The organism is Allorhizobium sp. DMC15, from assembly GCF_056314065.1.
In genome coordinates this window covers 84,754-105,982 of sequence record NZ_JBQUZB010000001.1, presented here as the reverse complement: position 1 = coordinate 105,982, position 21,229 = coordinate 84,754, and the positions used below count along the sequence as shown (strand labels likewise).

The 21,229-nt window shown below is 61.6% G+C and carries 21 protein-coding genes and 1 riboswitch; of the genes, 7 read left to right on the top strand and 14 right to left on the bottom strand.

Features of this window, described 5'->3' with window-relative positions; genetic code table 11:
• Positions 1-97 precede the first annotated feature (97 nt).
• The 5 genes from ACT53S_RS00470 to ACT53S_RS00450 are packed head-to-tail and all read left to right on the top strand — an operon-like array spanning position 98 to position 4,469.
• Positions 98-667 carry a sigma-70 family RNA polymerase sigma factor gene (locus ACT53S_RS00470; RefSeq protein WP_476066612.1) on the top strand — a complete coding sequence of 190 codons (570 nt, stop codon included), beginning with the start codon at positions 98-100 and terminating at the stop codon, positions 665-667.
• Entirely contained in the window at positions 664-1,338 is a 675-nt protein-coding gene (locus tag ACT53S_RS00465) for a ChrR family anti-sigma-E factor (RefSeq protein ID WP_476065538.1), read from the top strand. The genes ACT53S_RS00470 and ACT53S_RS00465 overlap by 4 nt, the downstream gene beginning before the upstream one ends.
• 40 nt (positions 1,339-1,378) lie before the next feature.
• Entirely contained in the window at positions 1,379-1,780 is a 402-nt protein-coding gene (locus ACT53S_RS00460) for a DUF2177 family protein (RefSeq protein WP_113378347.1), read from the top strand.
• 57 nt (positions 1,781-1,837) lie between these two features.
• The gene (locus tag ACT53S_RS00455; RefSeq protein WP_476066611.1) at positions 1,838-2,848 is read left to right on the top strand and encodes a ligase-associated DNA damage response exonuclease; all 1,011 of its coding nucleotides are present in this window, start codon (positions 1,838-1,840) and stop codon (positions 2,846-2,848) included.
• Positions 2,849-2,852: 4 nt separating this feature from the next.
• Complete coding sequence (locus ACT53S_RS00450; protein WP_476065537.1) at positions 2,853-4,469, top strand: cisplatin damage response ATP-dependent DNA ligase; 1,617 nt, start codon at positions 2,853-2,855, stop codon at positions 4,467-4,469.
• A 21-nt stretch (positions 4,470-4,490) separates the two neighbouring features.
• Here ACT53S_RS00450 and glpK read toward each other — a convergent pair whose 3' ends face one another.
• The 13 genes from glpK to ACT53S_RS00385 all read right to left on the bottom strand — a co-directional run bounded on the left by glpK (position 4,491) and on the right by ACT53S_RS00385 (position 19,209).
• Positions 4,491-5,984, bottom strand: a complete 1,494-nt coding sequence (gene glpK / locus ACT53S_RS00445; protein WP_476065536.1) for a glycerol kinase GlpK — start codon at positions 5,982-5,984, stop codon at positions 4,491-4,493.
• 80 nt (positions 5,985-6,064) lie between these two features.
• Complete coding sequence (locus tag ACT53S_RS00440; protein ID WP_113378351.1) at positions 6,065-7,786, bottom strand: ABC transporter substrate-binding protein; 1,722 nt, start codon at positions 7,784-7,786, stop codon at positions 6,065-6,067.
• Positions 7,787-7,868: 82 nt separating this feature from the next.
• Positions 7,869-8,150: a DUF2160 domain-containing protein gene (locus ACT53S_RS00435; protein WP_142072391.1), complete on the bottom strand. Its 282-nt coding sequence runs from the start codon at positions 8,148-8,150 to the stop codon at positions 7,869-7,871.
• 10 nt (positions 8,151-8,160) lie between these two features.
• Entirely contained in the window at positions 8,161-8,979 is an 819-nt protein-coding gene (locus ACT53S_RS00430) for a carbohydrate ABC transporter permease (protein WP_113378353.1), read from the bottom strand.
• 13 nt (positions 8,980-8,992) lie between these two features.
• Positions 8,993-9,862, bottom strand: coding sequence for a carbohydrate ABC transporter permease (locus tag ACT53S_RS00425; protein ID WP_113378354.1), 870 nt, complete (start codon positions 9,860-9,862; stop codon positions 8,993-8,995).
• Positions 9,863-9,864: 2 nt separating this feature from the next.
• Positions 9,865-10,935: an ABC transporter ATP-binding protein gene (locus ACT53S_RS00420; protein WP_476065535.1), complete on the bottom strand. Its 1,071-nt coding sequence runs from the start codon at positions 10,933-10,935 to the stop codon at positions 9,865-9,867.
• An 11-nt stretch (positions 10,936-10,946) separates the two neighbouring features.
• Entirely contained in the window at positions 10,947-12,026 is a 1,080-nt protein-coding gene (locus tag ACT53S_RS00415) for an ABC transporter ATP-binding protein (protein WP_476065534.1), read from the bottom strand.
• A 45-nt stretch (positions 12,027-12,071) separates the two neighbouring features.
• On the bottom strand, positions 12,072-13,580 hold the full coding sequence (glpD, locus tag ACT53S_RS00410) for a glycerol-3-phosphate dehydrogenase (protein WP_476065533.1): 1,509 nt from the start codon (positions 13,578-13,580) through the stop codon (positions 12,072-12,074).
• A gap of 90 nt (positions 13,581-13,670) precedes the next feature.
• Entirely contained in the window at positions 13,671-14,459 is a 789-nt protein-coding gene (locus ACT53S_RS00405; RefSeq protein ID WP_113378433.1) for a DeoR/GlpR family DNA-binding transcription regulator, read from the bottom strand.
• A 75-nt stretch (positions 14,460-14,534) separates the two neighbouring features.
• A complete protein-coding gene (locus ACT53S_RS00400) occupies positions 14,535-15,545 on the bottom strand; it encodes an iron ABC transporter permease (protein ID WP_142072383.1) in 1,011 nt (336 codons plus the stop codon).
• A gap of 70 nt (positions 15,546-15,615) precedes the next feature.
• Positions 15,616-16,575 carry an ABC transporter substrate-binding protein gene (locus ACT53S_RS00395; RefSeq protein WP_476065532.1) on the bottom strand — a complete coding sequence of 320 codons (960 nt, stop codon included), beginning with the start codon at positions 16,573-16,575 and terminating at the stop codon, positions 15,616-15,618.
• A gap of 16 nt (positions 16,576-16,591) precedes the next feature.
• On the bottom strand, positions 16,592-17,386 hold the full coding sequence (locus ACT53S_RS00390; RefSeq protein WP_476065531.1) for an ABC transporter ATP-binding protein: 795 nt from the start codon (positions 17,384-17,386) through the stop codon (positions 16,592-16,594).
• A gap of 195 nt (positions 17,387-17,581) precedes the next feature.
• Positions 17,582-17,813: riboswitch (cobalamin riboswitch) on the bottom strand.
• 124 nt (positions 17,814-17,937) lie between these two features.
• Positions 17,938-19,209: an NAD(P)/FAD-dependent oxidoreductase gene (locus tag ACT53S_RS00385; protein ID WP_476065530.1), complete on the bottom strand. Its 1,272-nt coding sequence runs from the start codon at positions 19,207-19,209 to the stop codon at positions 17,938-17,940.
• 122 nt (positions 19,210-19,331) lie between these two features.
• On the opposite strand from ACT53S_RS00385, the gene ACT53S_RS00380 reads away from it, so the two are divergent.
• Positions 19,332-19,541, top strand: a complete 210-nt coding sequence (locus ACT53S_RS00380) for a hypothetical protein (protein WP_113378434.1) — start codon at positions 19,332-19,334, stop codon at positions 19,539-19,541.
• Between the two features lie 279 nt (positions 19,542-19,820).
• Here ACT53S_RS00380 and ACT53S_RS00375 read toward each other — a convergent pair whose 3' ends face one another.
• Entirely contained in the window at positions 19,821-20,000 is a 180-nt protein-coding gene (locus ACT53S_RS00375) for a hypothetical protein (RefSeq protein ID WP_476065529.1), read from the bottom strand.
• 135 nt (positions 20,001-20,135) lie between these two features.
• On the opposite strand from ACT53S_RS00375, the gene ACT53S_RS00370 reads away from it, so the two are divergent.
• Positions 20,136-21,089 (top strand): sugar-binding transcriptional regulator, encoded by a 954-nt coding sequence (locus ACT53S_RS00370; RefSeq protein ID WP_113378362.1) that lies wholly within the window; start codon positions 20,136-20,138, stop codon positions 21,087-21,089.
• Positions 21,090-21,229: the final 140 nt, after the last annotated feature.

The following is a 21,229-nucleotide window of genomic DNA, read 5'->3' as shown; positions in this document are numbered from 1 at the left end:
GATTTCCATCCAGGCCGATGCGTGCCACAGTGGTCCCGGGCGTAACGCGCGGCAAGCTGCCGTGACCAAGCCCCAGCGAGGGATAAAAAGCGTTTCGATGACCGGATCGGTTGATGAATTAGAGCCGCATAATTTTTCTGAACTTCTGGCCTGCGTCGGTCGCGATCGCGATGTCGAGGCATTCGAGACGATCTTCAAGCATTATGGGCCGAAGGTGCGGGCCTACATGGCCAAACTTGCCCGGGACGGGCAAGCGGCCGAAGAGCTGATGCAAGAGACCATGCTCGCCGTGTGGAACAAGGCGGCGCAGTTTGATCCGACACGCGGAAACGTTTCGAGCTGGATTTTCACGATCGCGCGCAATCAGCGCATCGATGCCTTCCGGCGGGCCAAACGCCCGGTGTTCGATCCGTCGGATCCGGCTTTCGTTCCCGACGACGTGCCACCCGCAGATGTCGAATTCGAAGGCCGTCAGGAGGCAGATCGCCTTCGGCGCGCCATGGAAACCCTACCACCCGAACAACTCGAACTCCTCAAAATGTCATTCTACAGAGAAGCATCCCACAGCACGATTGCAGCCGAACTCGGACTGCCCATGGGAACCGTGAAATCACGCATCCGGCTGGCATTCGCCAAGCTGCGCGCAGCACTGGAGGAGCGGGCATGACGCTCCACGTCCAACATCATATCAGCGACGAACTGTTGCTCGACTATGCCAGCGGAACGCTCGCCGAAGGCTGGAGCATTGCCGTAGCCACGCATCTCGCGCTTTGCCCGAGCTGCCGCGACCGCTTGTCCTTCATGGAGCATGCGGGCGGCGAGTTGCTGGAGACGGTTGATGTGGATGAACCGGTCAGCGAAGCTGCCAGCTGGACATCGATGATGGGCAAGATCGCCGCGGAGAAGGACAGGCCGTCGGTCAAAACACCGGCGCGTGTTTCGGCATCGGGCGAGGCGCTAATTCCGGAGCCACTGCGGTCGTACCTGGGCAGTGATGTCGATGGATTGAAGTGGCGGGCGCTCGGACGGGGTGCCTACCACATCCCGATCAAGACCGGTGATACGGAAAGCCAGGTTCGGCTTTTGAAAATCCCTGCGGGCAAGCCCGTGCCGGAGCATTCGCATGGCGGACGCGAACTGACGCTCGTGCTGAAGGGCGCCTTTACGGATGGCTCGACGGTATTCCGGCGCGGCGATCTGGAAGAGGCGGACGAGACGCTGACGCATCAACCGGTTGCCACACCCGACGAGGATTGCATCTGTCTTGCCGTCACGGATGCGCCGCTGAAATTCAAGAGCCTGATCGTCAGGCTCGTGCAGCCGGTTCTGGGGATATGAGGAGGGCGGGCATTCTGCCCTGCCCTCGTGGAGACGACGCATGACCTATCTGATCGCCTATGTATCGACGGCCGTTGTCTTCTTTGCGCTGGACTACGTGTGGCTGACGCGCGTGGCGATCGGCTTCTACCGCCAGAACATCGGGGAACTGCTGCTTGCCACCCCGAATTTCGCGGCGGCCGGGATCTTCTACCTGTTCTACGTGATCGGCCTTGTCTATTTCGCCGTGATGCCGGCATTGACGGCGAGCAGCGTTGTCACGGCTTTGCTCAACGGCGCGCTACTCGGCCTCCTGGCCTATGGCACCTACGACATGACGAATTTGGCGACGCTTAAGGGCTGGTCTCTTTCCGTTAGCCTGGTCGACATGGCCTGGGGCGCCGTGCTTTCCGCGACGGCGGCTGCCGCCGGTTATCTCGTCGTTTCCCGTTACGCGGCCTGAACGGCGAAAGCCCGGCATCTGGCGGTCTGCACCGGACCGCCCTATCTTGCCCTGATGATCAAACCGGACCTTCTTCTGCATCCGACGCCCGGCGGGCTGTATTGCCCGGCGGGCGATTTTTACGTCGATCCGGTGCGGCCGGTGGGTCGAGCGCTGATCACGCATGGGCATTCCGACCACGCGCGCTCGGGTCATGCGCATGTGCTGGCGACGCGCCAGACGCTCGACATCATGGCGATCCGCTACGGCGAGGATTTTGCCGGGTCGTCGCAAGCGGCCGGCTTCGGCGAGACGATCAACGTGAACGGCGTTTCCGTGCGCTTCCATCCGGCAGGGCATGTGTTGGGATCGGCGCAGATCGAGATCGAAAAGGACGGCACGCGCATCGTCGTTTCCGGCGACTATAAGCGGGGTGTCGATCCGACCTGTGCGAGCTTCGAGCCGGTGCCCTGCGACGTGTTCATCACCGAGGCGACCTTCGGCCTACCGGTCTTCCACCATCCGCCGGCAGCGGGCGAGATCCAGAAGCTGCTCACCTCGCTTCGGCAGTTTCCCGAGCGCAGCCATCTTATCGGCGCCTATGCCCTTGGCAAAGCACAGCGGGTGATCTCGCTGATCCGGCGTGGCGGCTACGACCAGCCGATCTATATCCACGGCTCCCTCGCCAGGCTTTGCGACTACTATGAGAGCGAGGGAATCGATCTCGGCGAATTGCGGCCGGCGACGACCGAGGACAAGAAATCGGGAAGCCTGAAAGGGGCTGTGGTGATCGGTCCGCCGTCGGCTTTCAACGATCGCTGGGCGCGGCGCTTCGAGGACCCACTGCCGATCTTCGCTTCCGGCTGGATGATGGTGCGGCAACGCGCCAAGCAGCGGGGGGTAGAACTGCCGCTCGTCATTTCCGACCATTGCGACTGGCCAGAGCTCCTGGACACGATCCGCGAGGTGAAGCCGCAGGAGGTTTGGGTGACGCATGGGCGCGAGGAGGCGCTGGTGCGCTGGTGCGAGCTTTCAGGCATTGCCGCACGGCCGCTGCATCTCGTCGGTTACGAAGACGAGGGGGATTGAGCCGATGAAGGCCTTTGCCGATCTTCTCGACCGCCTGGTGCTGACCCCAAGCCGCAATGGCAAGCTGACGTTGCTCGTCGATTACTTCAAGACGACACCGGATCCTGACCGGGGTTATGCGCTGGCGGCGCTGACCGAGGGGCTCGACATCAAGGGCGTGAAGCCCGCCTTGCTCAAGGAACTGGTGCTGGAGCGGATGGACCCGGTGCTGTTCCAGTATTCCTACGACTATGTCGGGGATCTCGCCGAGACGATCTCGCTTGTCTGGGAACCCTCGGATATGGAAGCCGCCTCTGAAGAGGACGATCGGCTGTCGGCGATCGTCGAGCGGCTGCAACGGTTGGGGCGCAGCGAAACGCGCGGGGTGATGCGATCACTGTTGGACCGGCTTGATACGTCGGAACGCTTCGCGCTGATCAAGCTGGTGACGGGGGGGCTCCGGATCGGTGTATCCGCGCGGCTCACGAAGCAGGCACTGTCGATCTTCGGCAACAAGGAAGTCACCGAAATCGAGAGCCTGTGGCACGGGCTGAAGCCGCCCTATCTCGACCTTTTCGCCTGGCTGGAAGACCGGACGGATAAACCGGTTCTGGCGACACCGGCGATCTTTCATTCGGTCATGCTGTCGACGCCGGTGGAGGATCGCGACATTGCGACGCTCGATCCGGCGGATTTTGCGGCGGAATGGAAGTGGGACGGGATCCGGGTTCAGCTTTCCTGCGCGGGCGGACGCAACCGGCTCTATTCGCGCTCGGGCGATGATATTTCTGGTGCCTTTCCCGATATCGTCGAGGCGGCGCGGTTCGAGGGGGTCATCGACGGGGAGTTGCTGGTCGGCGGCACATCACGCACCAATGCGCCGACCCGGACCTTTTCCGACCTGCAGCAAAGATTGAACCGGAAGACCGTCACGGCGCGGATGCTGGAGGAGTATCCGGTTTTCGTCAGGGCCTATGACATTTTGTTCGACGGTGCGGAAGATGTCCGGCAGGAGGTTTTTCTCGACCGGCGGTCGCGGTTGAGCGCCCTTGTGGAGCGACAGCCGCCGAACCGTTTCGACCTGTCGCCGCTCGTGCCTTTTTCGAGCTGGGACGAGCTGGAGCGGCTCAGGGCCGACCCGCCCGACCCGGTGATCGAGGGGGTGATGCTGAAACGCTACGACAGCATCTATCAGGCAGGCCGCGCCAAGGGGCCCTGGTTCAAGTGGAAGCGCGATCCGATGAATGCCGATGCGGTGCTGATGTATGCGCAGCGTGGGCATGGCAAGCGATCCAGCTACTACTCCGACTTCACGTTTGGGGTCTGGACGGCCATTCCGGGCCAAGGCGATGTGCTGGTGCCGGTGGGCAAGGCCTATTTCGGCTTTACCGACGAGGAGCTGGAGGTTCTCGACCGCTTCGTGCGCAACAATACCGTGGAGCGGTTCGGGCCGGTGCGCAGCCTGAGAGCCGAGCCGGAGCACGGATTCGTGGTCGAGGTGGCATTCGAAGGGCTGGCGCGTTCGACCCGGCACAAGTCGGGGATCGCGATGCGGTTTCCGCGCATCGCGCGGCTGAGGCAAGACAAGCTGCCGAAGGACGCCGACCGGCTGGAGACACTGGTCGCCATGCTGGAGGGTTAGACCGCTCCGGCGTTTTGAGCCTCAGCGGGTGGTGAGGCAGCGGGAGACGCTGTCCTGCCAGCCGGCAATGGCGGCTTCCCGTTCACCCGTCTCCATCGATGGCTCGAAGCGGCGGTCCCGTTTCCAGGTGGCGGCAAAGCCAGCCTGGTCGGGCCAGAGGCCGGCGCGGGAGCCGGCAAGCCAGGCGGCGCCTAGAACCGTGGTTTCGAGCACGACGGGACGATCGACCGGGGCGGCCAGGATGTCAGCGAGGCGCTGCATGGTCCAGTCGGAGGCGACCATGCCGCCATCCACACGCAGAACCGTTTGCGAACTCGCGCCGGTCCAGTCCTTTTTCATTGCTTCGAGAAGATCATGCGTCTGGTAGGCGACGCTTTCGAGCACGGCGCGGGCAAATTCGGCGGGGCCGGTGCCACGGGTCAGGCCGAAGATGGCGCCGCGCGCATCGGCGTCCCAATGGGGCGCGCCTAGGCCGGTGAAGGCGGGCACGAGATAGACGCGCTGGTTCGGGTCAGCCTTGCTGGCGAGCGCATCGGTTTCAGAGGCGACCTTGACGAAGCCCATCTGGTCACGGAGCCATTGGACGGCGGCGCCTGCGATGAAGATCGAACCTTCGAGCGCATAGGTTGTCTTGCCGTTCAGGCGATAGGCGATGGTGCTCAGGAGGCGGTTCGACGACGTAACGCGGTCCGTGCCGGTGTTGAGAAGGGCGAAGCAGCCCGTGCCGTAGGTGGATTTCATCATGCCCGGTTCGAAGCAGGCATTGCCGATGACCGCGGCCTGCTGATCGCCGGCCACGCCGAGGATCGGGATTTCCGCGCCGAGCACCGTCTTGTCGGTGGTGCCGAAATCGTCGGCGCAATCCTTGACCTCGGGCAGCATGGCGCGCGGGATGTCGAGGATGGAGAGAAGCTCGTCGTCGAAGCGGTTTTCGCCGATGTCGTAGATCAGCGTGCGCGAGGCATTGGTCGCATCCGTGGCGTGGACCTTGCCGCCGGTCAGCTTGTAGATGAGCCAGCTATCGACCGTGCCGAAGCAGATCTCGCCGTTTTCGGCGCGGGTCTTCAGGCCATCGACGTTTTTCAGCAGCCAGGAGAGCTTGGTGCCGGAGAAATAAGGATCGAGCAGCAGGCCGGTCTTCTGGGTGAAGAGCGCCTCCAGGCCCTTGTGCTTCAGCTCGTCGCAGAAGCGGGCGGTGCGGCGGTCCTGCCAGACGATGGCGCGATGAGCCGGCTGGCCGGTCTTGCGGTCCCAGACGACGACGGTTTCGCGCTGGTTGGTGATGCCGATGGCGGTGATGTCGGTAATCTTGATCTTTGCGGCCGATAGCGCCTTTTCGATCGTCGCGAGCACACTCTGCCAGATCTCGTCTGCATCATGTTCGACCCAGCCGGAATCGGGAAAGTGCTGGGTGAACTCCTGCTGGGCGACACCGACGATGTGCATCTCGTGATCGAAGATCATCGAGCGGGTCGAGGTGGTGCCCTGGTCGATGGCCAGAATGTAACCGCTCATCAGGCTGAGACTCCTTAAGTGAAGAAGCCGGGGCGTAGATTTCGCCCCGGCGATTGTCAATGATCAGGGTCTGATCCGGCTCACTTCTGCCAGCTCTTGACCAGTTCGTCGTAGTTGACGGTGATCGGCTTTTCTTTCTCGTTCTCGATCTTCAGCTGCGGTGCCAGGTTGCCCTTGGCGACAGCGTCCTTGTTCCAATATTCGAGATCGTGCTCTTCGGCGAGCGCCGGACCGATGTCACCCTGAACGCCTGCGCGTTCCAGACGCTGCAGGACCTTTTCCTGCTCGGCGCAAAGCGAGTCCATGGCTTCCTGCGCGGTCTTCGCACCCGAGGATGCGTCACCGATTGCCTGCCACCACAGCTGAGCCAGCTTCGGATAGTCCGGGATGTTCGTACCGGTCGGCGACCACTGAACGCGGGCCGGCGAACGATAGAACTCGATCAGACCACCGAGGTTCGGCGCACGGTCGGTGAAGGACTTGTGCTGGATCGTCGATTCGCGGATGAGGGTCAGGCCTACGTGGCTCTTCTTCACGTCCACGGTCTTCGAGGTGACGAACTGCGCATAGAGCCAGGCGGCCTTGGCGCGGTCGTCAGGGGTCGACTTCATCAGGGTCCAGGAACCGACGTCCTGATAACCGAGCTTCATGCCGTCCTTCCAGTAGACGCCGTGCGGGCTCGGAGCAAAACGCCACTTCGGCGTGCCGTCCTCGTTGACGACCGGCAGGCCCTTCTTGACGAAGTCGGCAGTGAACGCCGTGTAGGTGAACATCTGCTGAGCGACGTTGCCCTGAGCAGGTACCGGACCGGCTTCACCGAAGGTCATGCCCTGGGCTTCCGGCGGCGCATAGGCCTTCAGCCAGTCGAGGTACTTCTGGATGGCGTAGACTGAGGCAGGGCCGTTGGTGTCACCGCCGCGGGCGACGCAGGAGCCGACCGGCTGGGACTTTTCATTGACCTTGATGCCCCATTCGTCGACGGGCAGACCGTTCGGCAGGCCCTTGTCGCCGTTGCCGGCCATGGAGAGCCAGGCATCGGTGAAGCGCCAGCCGAGCGACGGGTCCTTCTTGCCGTAGTCCATATGGCCGAAGACCTTCTTGCCGTCGATTTCGCGACCGGTGAAGAATTCGGCGATGTCTTCGTAAGCGGACCAGTTGACCGGGACGCCGAGGTCGTAGCCGTACTTGGCCTTGAAGTCGGCCTTGTTCTTTTCGTCGTTGAACCAGTCGTAGCGGAACCAGTAGAGGTTGGCGAACTGCTGGTCGGGCAGCTGATAGAGATCGCCGTCCGGAGCGGTCGTGAACTTGGTGCCGATGAAGTCAGCAAGATCGAGGCCGGGGTTGGTGACGTCCTTGCCTTCGTTGGCCATCCACTTGGTCAGCGAGCGGGCCTGCTGGTAGCGCCAATGGGTACCGATCAGGTCGGAGTCGTTGACATAGGCGTCGTAGATGTTTTCACCCGACTGCATCTGGGTCTGCAGCTTTTCGACGACGTCGCCTTCGCCGATCAGGTCATGGGTGATCTTGATGCCGGTGATCGCGGTGAAAGCCGGGGCCAGAACCTTGGACTCGTATTCATGGGTGGCGATGGTTTCGGAAACGACCTTGATCTCCATGCCGGCAAAGGGCTTTGCCGCATCGATGAACCACTGCAGTTCGGCTTCCTGGGCGGCGCGGTCGAGCGTCGACATATCGCCGATCTCAGTGTCCAGGAACTTCTTCGCCGCTTCCATGTCGGCGAATGCCACGCCGGTCATGGCGAGCAGCATGGCCGCTGTCGTTGTCAAAAGGTGCTTTCGCATTTTCGTCCTCCCTAAGGTTGCGATTGCAGAGTTGAAGTCATCAGGATGGCAGCCTCCCGCCGCCATCCGCCGTTGTCCGGCCCTATACGTAGCGGAATACGCCGATGGCGTAGACCACGGACAGAGCGAGAGCCCACCACAGGTTCGGCCCAACAAGGCCGAGCCAAGCGAGATGAATGAAGGCCGAGCCGAGCAGCGACACGAACAGGCGGTCGCCACGGGTTGTCTCGAACCTGAGTATGCCAACCCGGGGATTGCCGCCGGGCGAGACATATTCCCACACCGCCATCGAGACGATCAGCGTCAGGATCGCGATGAAGAAAAGCGCCGTCGGAAGCGTCCAGGCCATCCATGTGAAGTTCATCGACGCCTCCTCAGACGCGGCCCAGGGCAAAGCCCTTGGCGATGTAATTGCGAACAAAATAGATCACGAGCGCGCCCGGGATGATGGTCAACACGCCGGCGGCGGCGAGCACGCCCCAGTCCATGCCGGATGCCGAAACCGTGCGCGTCATGATGGCGGCGATCGGCTTGGCATCGGTCGTCGTCAGCGTGCGGGCAATCAGAAGCTCGACCCAGGAGAACATGAAGCAGAAGAAGGCGGCGACTCCGATGCCGGAGGCGATCAGCGGGATGAAGATCTTCACGAAGAAGCGCGGGAAAGAGTAACCGTCGATATAGGCGGTTTCGTCGATTTCCTTCGGTACGCCGGACATGAAGCCTTCCAGGATCCAGACCGCCAGCGGCACGTTGAACAGGCAGTGGGCGAGTGCCACAGCGATATGCGTGTCGATGAGGCCGAAGGCCGAATAGAGCTGGAAGAAGGGAAGCGCAAAGACGGCCGGCGGCGCCATGCGGTTGGTGAGCAACCAGAAGAACAGGTGCTTGTCACCGAGGAAGCGATAGCGCGAGAAAGCGTAGGCTGCCGGAAGTGCCGCAGCGACCGAGATCACCGTGTTCAGGCAGACATAGATGATCGAGTTGATATAGCCCTTGTACCAGGACGGATCGGTGAAGATCACGGCATAGTTGGCAAGCGTCGGATTGACCGGCCAAAGGGACAGCGCGCCGGTGATTTCCGAATTGGTCTTGAAGCTCATGTTGACCAGCCAATAGATCGGCAGCAACAGGAAGATGATGTAAACCGTCGGGATCAAGAACCCGAAGCGCGAACGATCGTCGGAACTGCTCATCGAGTGCGCCTCCTTACTGGCTCTTTGCGTCGCTGACGGTCATCACGGTGTAGAAGACCCATGACATCAGCAGGATGATCAGGAAGTAGATGATGGACATGGCGGCCGCCGGACCGAGGTCGAACTGGCCGACGGCCATCTTGACCAGGTCGATCGACAGGAAGGTCGTGGAGTTGCCGGGGCCACCGCCGGTGACGACAAAGGGCTCGGTGTAGATCATGAAGCTGTCCATGAAGCGGAGCAGCACGGCGATCAGAAGCACGCGCTTCATCTTCGGCAGCTGGATGTAGCGGAAGACGGAGAAGCGGGAGGCACCATCGATCTTGGCGGCCTGGTAATAGGCATCCGGGATCGAGACGAGGCCGGCGTAGCAGAGCAGCACGACGAGGCTGGTCCAATGCCAGACGTCCATGGCGATGACCGTGATCCAGGCATCGACCGGATCCTGAGTCAGGTTGTAATCGATGCCGATGGCGTTCAGGACGTAGCCGAGAAGACCGATGTCGACGCGGCCGAAGACCTGCCAGATGGTGCCGACGACGTTCCACGGAATGAGAAGCGGCAGGGCCATGAGCACCAGGCAGACCGGCACGCCCAGACCCTTTTTCGGCATGTTGAGCGCGATCAGGATGCCGAGCGGGACCTCGATCGCCAGGATGATCATCGAGAAGATGAGATTGCGAACCAGAGCGTCCCAGAAGCGGTCCGACGACAGGATTTCGGCGAACCAGTCGGTGCCGGCCCAGAAGAATTCGTTGTTGCCGAAAGTGTCCTGAACGGAATAGTTGACCACGGTCATCAGCGGGATGACGGCCGAGAAGGCCACCAGCAGCAGGACCGGAATGACCATGAACCAGGCCTTGTTGTTCCAGGTCTTTTCCATCGTCAGCCCTCCAGACCTACGCGCCAGGAATCGGCGAAGATGCCGATGCCCGCTGGGTCGAACGTGATTTTTGGATCGGTCGGAATGTCGGCGTCTTCCGAAACCACGATCGACAACGGCTGGTCGCAGAAACGCGCCCGGACGATCTTCTGGCGGCCGATGTCTTCGACCTTCGTGACCGTGACCGGCATGCCTTCGCGTCCCAGGCGAACGAATTCGGGACGAATGCCGAGTTCAAGCTTCGACTGAGAAGCGAGCTTGGGTGCACCGGGAAGCGCGATCGACTGGTCGCCGACGGTGGCGGTCGTGCCGCTGACTTTGGCCGGCATGACGTTCATGCCCGGCGAACCAATGAAATAGCCGACGAAGGTGTGGCTCGGGCGTTCGAAAAGTTCGGCCGGCGTTCCGATCTGAACAATCTGGCCGTCATACATCACGACGACCTTGTCGGCGAAGGTGAGGGCTTCGGTCTGGTCGTGGGTGACATAGACCATGGTGAAGCCGGACTGGCGGTGCAGGCGCTTCAGCTGCGAACGCAGGACCCATTTCATATGCGGATCGATGACGGTCAGCGGCTCATCGAAGAGGATGGCGTTGACGTCGGAACGCACCAGGCCACGGCCGAGCGAAATCTTCTGCTTCTGGTCGGCGGTCAGACCTTGGGCGCGCTTTTTCGCCATGGGCTGGAGGTCGATCATGTCGAGGATCTCGTTGACCCGCTTGTTGACCTGATCTTCCGGTACATGGCGGTTGCGCAGCGGGAAAGCGAGGTTGTCGTAGACAGTCATGGTGTCGTAGACGACCGGAAACTGGAAGACCTGGGCAATGTTGCGCGCCTGGGTCGGCAGCGTGGTCACGTCGACGCCGTCGAATTCGATGCGGCCATCGGAGGGGTGCAAGAGACCCGAAATGATGTTGAGAAGGGTGGTCTTGCCACAGCCCGACGGGCCTAGAAGCGCGTAGGCACCGCCGTCATCCCACTCGTGATGCACTTCCTTGAGGGCGTAATCTCCAGCAGCACGAGCGGCCGGGGTGTAGGCGTGGCGGATATGGTCGAGATTGATGCGCGCCATGTGGTCCTCCCTCACGCGGCCAGTTCGGGCGAAGCGCCAAGGGCGCGGCCCGCGGCACCGAAGGCCATCAGGTGTCGGGTGTCGATGAAGACGTCGATGTCCCGGTCGGGTTCGATGTCGTGAATGCCGTGCTCGAGGCTGACCCAGCGGGCATTGCCGTATTCGACGTGGATGAAGCTTTCCGAGCCAGCGATTTCCGAGACAAGGGTGCGGGCCGTGAGACCGGCGGAGCCATCCGATGGGGACAGGGAGAGGTGGTGCGGATGGAAAGCAATCGTGACCGGGCCGTCCGGGATCGCGGCCAGATGGGCCGGGACCGGAAGAACCATCCGTCCATCGCGCTGGAACTGGTTCGACACCTTCACCACGTCCAGGGTATTGAGCGGCGGATCGGCGAAGATGCGGGCCGAAGCGAGATCGGCAGGCTTACGATAGACCGAGATGGTGCTGCCGAACTGGGTGATGCGGCCTTCGCTGAGGGTTGCCGTATTGCCGCCGAGCAGAAGAGCTTCCGAAGGTTCGGTGGTGGCGTAGACGAAGATGGCGCCCGATTCGGCGAAGATCTTGGGCAGTTCTTCGCGCAGTTCTTCACGCAGCTTGTAGTCGAGATTGGCAAGCGGTTCGTCGAGCAGGACGAGATTGGCCTTTTTGACGATCGCACGGGCGAGCGCCGTGCGCTGTTGCTGGCCGCCGGAGAGACTGAGCGGCGTGCGATCGAGATAAGGGGTGAGCCGAAGGAGATCGGCCGCCTTGCGGACTTCGCGGTCGATCGTTGCCTGATCGACGCCCTTGACCCGCATCGGCGAGGCGATGTTCTCGTAGACCGTCAGGGCGGGATAATTGATGAACTGCTGGTAAACCATGGCGACCTGGCGCTTCTGCACCGGCACGCCGGTCACATCGACCCCGTCGAAGAAGACGCTGCCGGATGTGGGCTTGTCGAGGCCCGCCATCAACCGCATCAGCGAGGTCTTGCCCGAAAGCGTGGGGCCGAGCAGGACGTTCAGCGTACCCCGCTGCAACGTCAGGTCGGTAGGATGAATGTGATAATCCACCCCCACCATTTTCGAGACTTTACGCAGTTCCAACATGTTTCCTCGGGCCTCCTCCAAACCGTCGGTATCTTCGCTTCGGCCTCAGGCCGCAGCCATCAACCCCATATATCCGTCCAGCCCTTCCGCCTCCTCTGGCGTCAGGAACAATCCCTGCTTCGTCCGGCGCCACAGCACGTCTTCGGCCGTGACAGCCCATTCGCGTTCGATCAACCAGCGAACTTCCGCCTCGTATAGCGTGCCGCCGAAATAACGGCCCAGATCCTCGAGCGTCCGTGCGGCACCAAGAATGGCATGGGCATCCGTGCCGTAGCAGCGGATCAGCCGCTCGGCATGAGCCCGCTGCAGGAAGGGATAGGCTTTCAGCAGTTTCTCCACGGTCGCCTCGTAGGCGTTGACGCCGAAATCACCGCCGGGAAGCTGGCTGCCGGCCGTCCAGGATGTGCCCTTCGAACCGATGGTTTCACCAATCTTTTCCAACGCATGCTCGGCCAACCGGCGATAGGTGGTGAGCTTGCCGCCGAAGACGTTGAGCAGCGGCGCCTCGCCTTCCCGCGCTTCGACCTTCAGCACGTAGTCACGGGTCGCTTCCTGGGCCTTGGAGGCGCCATCATCGAAGAGCGGGCGCACCGCCGAATAGCTCCAGACGATGTCATCAGGAACGACCGGCTCCTGGAAATACTCGCTCGCCGCGCCACAGAGATAGTTCACCTCTTCGGGGCTGATGCGAACATCCTTCGGATCCTCGGTATAGTCGCGGTCCGTCGTGCCGATGAGGGTAAAGTCGCGCTCGTAGGGGATGGCGAAGATGATGCGATTGTCCGGGTTCTGGAAGAAATAGGCGCGCGGATCGTTGAACTTCTTCTTTACGATGATGTGGCTGCCCTGGACGAGCCGGACATTGTGCACGTTGTTGCGGCCGAAGGCGCCGGCGAGCACCTGATCGACCCAGGGACCGGCGGCATTGACCAACATGCGGGCGCGGTGCGTGGAGACCGATCCGTCGCGCTTGCGGGTGGTGATGACCCAGACGCCCTCTTCGCGCTTCGCCGATGTCACACGCGAGCGGCTGAGGATGGTGGCACCGCGGATTTCGGCATCGCGGGCATTCAAGACCACCATGCGGGCGTCATCGACCCAGCCGTCGGAATATTCGAAGGCCTTGGAGAAGATCGGCTTCAGCGGCTTGCCGGCCGGATCGCGGCGCAGATCGAGCGTGCGCGTTGCGGGCAGGAGCTTACGGCCACCGAGGTGGTCATACAGGAAAAGGCCAAGGCGGATGAGCCAGGCCGGGCGAATGCCGCCCTTCTGGAAAGGCAGGACGAAACGCAGCGGCCAGATGACATGCGGCGCCATCGCCCAGAGCACTTCGCGCTCCATCAGCGCTTCGCGGACCAGTCGGAATTCGTAGTGTTCGAGGTAGCGCAGGCCCCCATGGATCAGCTTGGTGGCGCCGGACGACGTGCCGGAGGCGAAATCATTCATTTCCGCCAGGGCGACGGAATAACCACGGCCAGCCGCGTCACGCGCGATCCCACACCCGTTGATCCCGCCACCGATCACAAACAGATCGTAGATAGGCTGCCCCGACATCGTTCCTCCCTGTTTTCGCACTGCAGCATTTGCTGCGATAGCGAAAGTCTGGATATCTAAAACGCAATTTAAACGAATGTCAAACGAAAGTTATTCGGCTTCGATCGCGGCTGTAGCGACGGATGTTTCGATCATGCGGACATCATTGTCGAGGCAGATCGAGCGGATGCTGTCGGAGGGACAGTGATCGGTTATGAAGGTCTGCACCTGCGATATATGGCCGATGCGAACGGGTGCGGTCCGTTCGAACTTGGAGGCATCCGTGACCAGAATGACGTGTCGCGCGTTGGCAATGATGGCCTGGGCGACTTTCACTTCGCGGAAATCGAAATCGAGCAGCGCGCCGTCTTCATCAATCGCGGATACACCGATGACGGCGAAATCGACCTTGAATTGACGAATGAAATCGACGGCTGCTTCGCCGACGATACCGCCATCAGAACCCCGCACGACACCGCCCGCGATGACCACCTCGATCGAGGGAAAGACACGCAAGCGGTTGGCAACATTGATATTATTGGTAATGACCATCAATTCCTTGTGGTCGACCAGGGCGTCGCCCACCGCTTCCGTTGTGGTGCCGATGTTGATGAAGAGCGAGGAGTTGTCGGGAATGAGATCGGCTGCGGCCCGGCCGATCGCCTGCTTCTCGGTCGCGGCCATCGAGCGGCGCGCTTCGTATTTGACGTTTTCGTTTCCGCTGGGGAACACCGCGCCGCCATGAATGCGGTTCAGCGCGCGGGCATCGCACAGATCGTTGAGATCCTTGCGAATCGTCTGGGGTGTCACCGCGAACCGGGCTGCCAGTTCATCCACGAGAACGCGGCCATATTCCTTGGCGAGCGTCATGATTTCCGTCTGTCGGGCCGAAAGCAGCATCTCCATCCCCTACTCTTTCGTTTTTCTTCAACCTAAGTCAAAACGAACCAAGGGCAACAGAAATCTGAACAGTGCTTATCGGCGCCTCAGAAGAAGAATGAAGGATAGGCCCCCGACGAGACCGGTGATCACGCCGATCGGCACGTCCTCCGGGGCCATGATCGTGCGGGAGACGACGTCGGCGAGGATCAGAACCACCGCGCCAACCAAGGCCGACAGCGGGATGACGCGGACATTGTCGCTGCCGCCGGTCAGGCGAACAAAATGCGGAACCAATAGTCCGACGAAACCGATCGCGCCGGAAAAGGCGACCATCACGCCCGTCAACAGCGCCGTCACCACAAAGAGTTCCGCGCGAAAGCGGGCAACGGGCACCCCCAAGGTGGCTGCCGTTTCATCGCCCATGGCGAGCGCATTGATTTCGCGGGCACGCAGGACAAGGAAGACAAGGGAGGCGGCAAGCGTGGCCGCCGGATAGACAAGATGGCTCCATTCGGCGAGGCCGAGGCCGCCGAGCATCCAGAAGATCACCGTATGCGCGGCGCGCGGATCGCCAAGAAAGATCGCGAGATTGCCGAGCGAGGTGGCGATGAAAGCGACGGCAACGCCCGACAGAACTAGCCGGTCCGGTGCGGCTCCGGTCATGCGGGTGACGGCGACGACGGCCATTGTGGCGCAGAGCGCGCCGGCGAAGGCGAAGAGCGGAACCGTGATGACGCCGAAGATCAGTCCGGTGTGGAGGAGCGCGATGATCGCCCCCAATGCACCGCCCGAGGAGACGCCAAGCAGATGCGGATCGGCGAGCGGGTTGCGGGTAATCGACTGGAGGACGGCGCCGACGACTGCGAGACCGGCGCCAACGAGAGCGGCCAAAAGCACGCGCGGCAGCCGCACTTCCCAGACGATGCTGTCGCGGCCAGCCGACCAGGTCTGCTCGAAGAGGTCCGGCGCGGCATGGTGGCCGAGGATCGACCATACCATGCCGACGGGAATACGCGCCGAGCCGAGCGAGACCCCGAGGGTGATGCAGAGGAGGAGCAGCCCGAGTGGGCCGACCGTCCAGAGGAAGATCCTGCTGCCGCGCATCGCGTTCCTGTTTTTTAAAAATGCAGCCGGTCGCGGCCTCAGAGTATAAGCTGAGGCCGGTCAGCCGGCATTACATGTTGCGCGGGTGGAAAGCCTCGGCGAGGCGTTCGATGGCGGCGACATTGCGTGGACCAGGTGTCGCCTCGACATAAGCGAGCACGACGAAACGATCATTCTTGACGGCGTCGAGGTTCTTGAATGCCGGGTTTTCCTTCATGAAGGCGATCTTCTGCTCGGCGGTGACATCGCCATAGTCGACGATGACGATCACCTCAGGATTGCGGTCTATCACCGGCTCCCAGGAGACCTCCGTCCAGCTCTTTTCGACATCCTCCATGATGTTGATGCCGCCGGCGGCCTCGATCATGGCCGTCGGAATGCCGAAACGGCCAGAGGTGAACGGCTTTTCGGTGCCCGAATCGTAGACGAACACGCGAACGGGCTCCTTGATGGTGCCGATGCGCTCCTGGACCTTTGTCAAACCGGTCTTGTAACCGGCGACCAGGGCCTCTGCCCGATCCTCGACGCCGAAAATCGTGCCGAGGTTGAGCAGGTCGACGAACATGTCGTCCATGGTGGGTTTGGCCTTGGCCATGATGTGGCTGCAGGATTCCGTCAGTTCATAGACCTTGATGCCAAAGGGGCTGAGCGTCTCGGGCGTCACTTCGCCGCCGACCTTCATGCCGTAGTTCCAGCCGGCAAAATAGAAATCGGCATCGGCTTCGAGCAGGACCTCCTTGCTCGGATATTTGGGAGAAAGCTCGGGCAGTTCCTTCACACCTTCGCGCAGGCTCTCATCCAGCGTCTTCCAGCCAGAGATGCCGGTATAACCGACCATGCGGTCCTGCAGTTTCAGGGCCAGCATCATTTCGGTGAGATTGACGTCATTGGAGACTGCGCGTTTGGGGGCCTCCTCGAACGTGACATCGCGGTTGCAGCTCTTCACCGTGACAGGAAAGGCGCCGGCTGCCGAAGCGGCGAGGACAGCGATGAGGAATGTGGCGGCGGAGGACAGGCGGAACGAGACCATCTTGGTTCTTTCGAAATCAGGAGTTGGCAAGGGAGAATGAAAAGCGCGAGGAGCCGGCACTCGCCATATGCTGGCGTTCGGCGAGAACGCCGAAGGTGCCGGAAATGGCATGGTCGGTCAGGACCTCGTCGGGGTGGCCGAAGGCCGTCATGCGGCCCGACTGCATCAGCGCGACATGGGTGGCGAAATCGGCTGCGAGATTGATGTCGTGCAAGGTGGTGACGATTGTCAGCCGCAAGGTGGCCAGTAGGGCCAGGATCTCCAGCTGATGACGGATATCGAGATGGTTGGTCGGCTCGTCGAGGATGATGACCTCCGGATTTTGCGCGAGCGCGCGCGCCACGAGAACGCGCTGCTTCTCACCGCCGGACAGCGTGGAGAACTGACGGGACGCAAGGGAGAGCAGATCCAGATGTTCCAGTGCATGGCGGGCTTCGTCGCGGTCCTGCGCAGTCCAGCCGGTCAAGCCTTCCCGCCAGGGTACGCGTCCCATCAAGACGACGTCCTGGACGGTGAAGGGAAAATCGGCCGGCATTTCCTGCAACACGACGGCAACCCGGCGGGCAACCTGACGGGGCGTCAGATCGGCGATGTCCTGGCCATCGACTTCTACCCTGCCCTCAAGCGGCGTCACACCGCGATAGAGGCAACGCAGAAGTGTCGTCTTGCCGGCGCCGTTCGGGCCTACAATGGCGAGGCGATCCCCGCCCCCGATCGAAAAGGAGACGTTGCGCACAAGAAACTGCGAGGTTCTGGGTCCCCAACCGAGGTCAACTGCCCTGACGGATATGCCCCTGGTATCACAACTCATCGTCCAACCCTCCCCAAGAGAAAGGCAGCGGTCACGCCGTGTATTCCAGCAGGCCTGCTGAAACTATCGCTGATGATGTCCGGCAAGTCTTTCCTCCGCAGGACTTCTCCGGAGGCAAAATGGCAACCATGAAGCCGCGCGAAAGACGCGGTCTGCAAGCCAGTTCGTATCCATCGGAACACCCCGTCCGCTACGTTTCTCACTCATCTGACGGCAGGTCTCCTGGCTTGCGAATATCTGTCGTCCATCTGCCTTCCCACGATCGCTCGCAGTGGCCCGACGCTTTCGCGCCGCGAGAATGGACGGCAATCCGCTTACAGTTGCGGGGGCAGCCACGGTCTTGGTCCCTACAGGGTCTTCCGCACCGTGTTCCCTATTAATCCCCTCGGAGTCATCCGGTGGGGGAACCGTCGCCTCCTGCATAGAGCCTCCGCGACAGACTGGTCAAGCATGTCCTGCGTCAATTGTTCGATATGTAATAACATTACATTCGTCAACCGATTTTGATCGCGGAAGCGGAATTTTCGTCAGGCCATCGAATTGTTGGTCTTTCAAGGCACGGACCGCAGGCGATCTGCTGCGTGCTCATCGATCAACCGTGCGCCGCGCTGCCGCGTTGCGTAGCGCCAGACCCACTGGATGCTGACCAACAGCCGCTTCTCGAAGTTGACGAGCAGCCAGACATGAACGATCGCCCAAAGGAACCAGGCAAGGCGCCCCTTCAAATGCCATCGGCCGAAATCGAATATTGCGGCGTTGCGGCCGATGACTGCGGTATTGCCCCGGTTGCGAAAGGCGAACGGTCCCGGGGTTCTGCCGGACAAGAGTTCCGCGCGCAGCGCCTTCCCCAGATAGGTGCCCTGCTGCTTGGCCACTTGGGCAAGTGCCGGCAGGGGTTTTTCGTCAGCGCCGAGGGTGAGTGCCGTGTCGCCGAGTGCGTAGATGCCCGGCCGGCCGGGCACGGTAAGATCGGCATTGACCGGGATACGGCCCGCAGCGCCGGGTTCGACGCCGAGCCAACGGGCAGCCGGTGACGCCTTGACGCCGGCGCCCCAGACGATGGAACCAGCGGGGAGCCATTCTCCCGCGATACGAATGCGTGTCGCCTCTATCTCTTCCACTGCGGATTTCACACGGATTTCGACGCCGATCCGGGTCAGATAGTTCGCGGCATAATCGGCCAGATCCTCCGGAAAGCCCGCCAGAATCCTGGGCCCCGCCTCGACCAGCAGAACGCGAAACTGGTCGTGAGCGAGGCTGTCGAAGTCATTGGCGATCATGAAGGTGCCGAGTTCCGAGATCGCTCCTGCCATCTCCACGCCTGTCGGGCCGCCACCCACGACCACGCTCGTGAGAAGCCTGCGCTTCTCGCTCTCGTCCGTGCTGCGTTCGGCCCGTTCGAAGGCGAGCAGAAGGCGGTGGCGGATCTGGCGGGCCTCGTGCACCGATTTGAGGCCGGGCGCGTGCTTGTGCCAGTCGGGATGACCAAAGTAATTGTATTCTGATCCCGTCGCGATGACGAGGCGGTCATAGGAAATGCGGGCGCCGTCGGCGAGCAGCGCCTGCTTTGCCTCCACGTCTATCCCGGAGACTTCGCCCATCAGCACGCGGATGTTGTCATAACGCGCAAGGGTGCGACGAATCGGTTCTGAAACGTCGGCGGGTGAGAGGGCGGCGGTTGCGACCTGGTAGAGCAGCGGCTGGAACAGATTGTGGTTGCGGCGGTCGATGACGGTAACCCTGACATCACTGTTGCCGAGCGCTTTTGCGCAGGCCAGGCCGCCGAAACCCGCACCGATGATGACCACGTGTGGCTTCGTCATCCTTTTTCTCCCATGCCTCGCGTTGAAGTCCATCCGACAAACAGAAGCCGCCGGCGAATGTTCCGGGGGAACCGTCGCATGAAACTGCGGTTGGAAGGGAGATGAAAACGCAGGAGATCAAAATGGGTATGAACGGTCCAAAGGACGGCAAAGCAGGAACGACGGACCAGTCCCCGCGCTGGGAAGGGCCACAGGAGAACCGGCCACGCGGCTATCTGCCGGCAGAAGACAACCCCGACATCGACCGCGATGCCAAAGGCGAAAACCTGTCGGACCCGGTCAAACGGAACCTGGGCGATGCAATGAAGACATCGGACGACGACGCACAGTGAGCCTAGCGCCGAACTCGAAGAGGGCGCGGGGTCAGACAGTTCTTGCAGAGAGAGGAACACACGCGCGCACATGATTGCGCTTGGTGCCAACCAGTACCGATCGCAGTCCGTCAAAAACCATGTTCCCGCTGTGGAACAATTGGAACTCTGGGCCGTTTGATCGTCAGTATGTTCCCCCAACCTCCCCCGGCAGCCTCAGGGCTCCCACCTCGATCCCGCTTCGGCGGGATCGTTTTTATTTGGGCAAAGAGTGCGATCGATCGTCGCCCGCCACCGGTTTCAAGGATTGCTGATATCGCCGGTCGCGCTTGGCGGTAAGCCGGGAACGGAATCGTGCCGTGTCGGCGCATCGGTTGGGGCCGTTTGGGTGTCATCCTGTAGCAGTTCAGCGGCAAACACCATGACGAGCGCAATCGCCAAGGCGGCCAGTATCGCCACGAGTTGCCATTTCCTGTTCATCTGCTCTCTCCCTGATCGGACACGAGTTCCAACCGGCCAAAAGCTGGGTGGTTCCTGGCGGCTGCTTGCCTCGGCGCCATTTGACAGCGGCTCGCAAACTTGGCAGCACTGTTTCCATCGGGGAGGCGAGGTGTCATGGCGCGGCGCAGTGAAGGACAGACAAGACTGGACGATGCCGCGCGGGCCGGCTGGCTCTACTATGTTTCGGGTCGCACCCAAGATGAAATCGCAGCCCTCATGGGCATCTCACGTCAGAGCGCTCAACGTCTGGTCTCGTTGTCGATCGCGGAACGCCTGATCAAGGTCCGGCTGGATCATCCGATTGCGGCCTGCCTCGAACTGGCGGAAGCGCTGAAGGACCGGTACGGTTTGCGGCAGGTTGAGATCGTTCCCTCCGATCCCGAATCGGAATCGGCGACGGTGGGCGTGGCCGAAGCCGGCGCTGCGGAACTCGAACGCTGGCTCAAACAATCCGATCCCCTGGTTATCGCCATGGGGACCGGCCGCACGCTGCGCGCCATGATCGACCAGTTGTCGCCGATCGAGTGTCCGCAACACAAGATCGTCTCGTTGACCGGCAATATCAGTCCGGACGGGTCTGCCGCCTATTTCAACGTCATTTTCTCGATGGCGGATGCGATCAAGGCGCCGCATTTTCCCATGCCTTTGCCGGTCATCGTCTCTTCCCCCGAGGAAAAGGCGTTGCTTCATGCGCAGCCGCTGGTCGCGCCGACGATCGCGCTCGGACAGAAATCCGATGTTACCTTCGTGGGTATCGGAGATATCGCACTCACAGCCCCCCTCCTCGTCGACGGCTTTTTGAAGCGGGACGAAATGGAGGACCTTCTCAAGGCCGGCGCCGTCGGCGAAATCTGCGGCTGGATCTTCGGTGCCGACGGAAAACTCCTCGATCATCCGGTCAATGACCGGGTTGCCAGCCTTCACATTCCCTCCCGTGAACGCTCGACTGTGATCGGCATGGCACGCGGCAAGCGCAAGCATGCCGCCATTCTCGCCGCCGTGCGCGGCGGTCATATCAATGGCTTGATCACCGATGAAGAGACGGCCAAGCAGCTCTTGAAGCGGTGAATTCCGCAAGTTTTTCTCTCGATTTTTCATAGACTTGGCTTTCCGTTGCGGCATTGCAGCGAAGAATCCCGCTTGACTTTGCACGCGCGGCAAATGAGTAATTGCCCATGAGCAAAGCGAATGCTCATTATTCTTCTGGG

What these genes read in the sequence shown, in the direction of transcription:
- ACT53S_RS00375 (WP_476065529.1), bottom strand. Translation starts at nt 20,000, where the DNA reads ATGAACAGGAAATGGCAACTCGTGGCGATACTGGCCGCCTTGGCGATT.
- ACT53S_RS00470 (WP_476066612.1), top strand. Translation starts at nt 98, where the DNA reads ATGACCGGATCGGTTGATGAATTAGAGCCGCATAATTTTTCTGAACTT.
- glpD (WP_476065533.1), bottom strand. Translation starts at nt 13,580, where the DNA reads ATGTCGGGGCAGCCTATCTACGATCTGTTTGTGATCGGTGGCGGGATC.
- ACT53S_RS00460 (WP_113378347.1), top strand. Translation starts at nt 1,379, where the DNA reads ATGACCTATCTGATCGCCTATGTATCGACGGCCGTTGTCTTCTTTGCG.
- ACT53S_RS00395 (WP_476065532.1), bottom strand. Translation starts at nt 16,575, where the DNA reads ATGGTCTCGTTCCGCCTGTCCTCCGCCGCCACATTCCTCATCGCTGTC.
- ACT53S_RS00450 (WP_476065537.1), top strand. Translation starts at nt 2,853, where the DNA reads ATGAAGGCCTTTGCCGATCTTCTCGACCGCCTGGTGCTGACCCCAAGC.
- ACT53S_RS00370 (WP_113378362.1), top strand. Translation starts at nt 20,136, where the DNA reads ATGGCGCGGCGCAGTGAAGGACAGACAAGACTGGACGATGCCGCGCGG.
- ACT53S_RS00465 (WP_476065538.1), top strand. Translation starts at nt 664, where the DNA reads ATGACGCTCCACGTCCAACATCATATCAGCGACGAACTGTTGCTCGAC.
- ACT53S_RS00400 (WP_142072383.1), bottom strand. Translation starts at nt 15,545, where the DNA reads ATGCGCGGCAGCAGGATCTTCCTCTGGACGGTCGGCCCACTCGGGCTG.
- ACT53S_RS00405 (WP_113378433.1), bottom strand. Translation starts at nt 14,459, where the DNA reads ATGCTGCTTTCGGCCCGACAGACGGAAATCATGACGCTCGCCAAGGAA.
- ACT53S_RS00415 (WP_476065534.1), bottom strand. Translation starts at nt 12,026, where the DNA reads ATGTTGGAACTGCGTAAAGTCTCGAAAATGGTGGGGGTGGATTATCAC.
- ACT53S_RS00390 (WP_476065531.1), bottom strand. Translation starts at nt 17,386, where the DNA reads ATGAGTTGTGATACCAGGGGCATATCCGTCAGGGCAGTTGACCTCGGT.
- glpK (WP_476065536.1), bottom strand. Translation starts at nt 5,984, where the DNA reads ATGAGCGGTTACATTCTGGCCATCGACCAGGGCACCACCTCGACCCGC.
- ACT53S_RS00430 (WP_113378353.1), bottom strand. Translation starts at nt 8,979, where the DNA reads ATGAGCAGTTCCGACGATCGTTCGCGCTTCGGGTTCTTGATCCCGACG.
- ACT53S_RS00440 (WP_113378351.1), bottom strand. Translation starts at nt 7,786, where the DNA reads ATGCGAAAGCACCTTTTGACAACGACAGCGGCCATGCTGCTCGCCATG.
- ACT53S_RS00420 (WP_476065535.1), bottom strand. Translation starts at nt 10,935, where the DNA reads ATGGCGCGCATCAATCTCGACCATATCCGCCACGCCTACACCCCGGCC.
- ACT53S_RS00435 (WP_142072391.1), bottom strand. Translation starts at nt 8,150, where the DNA reads ATGAACTTCACATGGATGGCCTGGACGCTTCCGACGGCGCTTTTCTTC.
- ACT53S_RS00385 (WP_476065530.1), bottom strand. Translation starts at nt 19,209, where the DNA reads ATGACGAAGCCACACGTGGTCATCATCGGTGCGGGTTTCGGCGGCCTG.
- ACT53S_RS00380 (WP_113378434.1), top strand. Translation starts at nt 19,332, where the DNA reads ATGGGTATGAACGGTCCAAAGGACGGCAAAGCAGGAACGACGGACCAG.
- ACT53S_RS00425 (WP_113378354.1), bottom strand. Translation starts at nt 9,862, where the DNA reads ATGGAAAAGACCTGGAACAACAAGGCCTGGTTCATGGTCATTCCGGTC.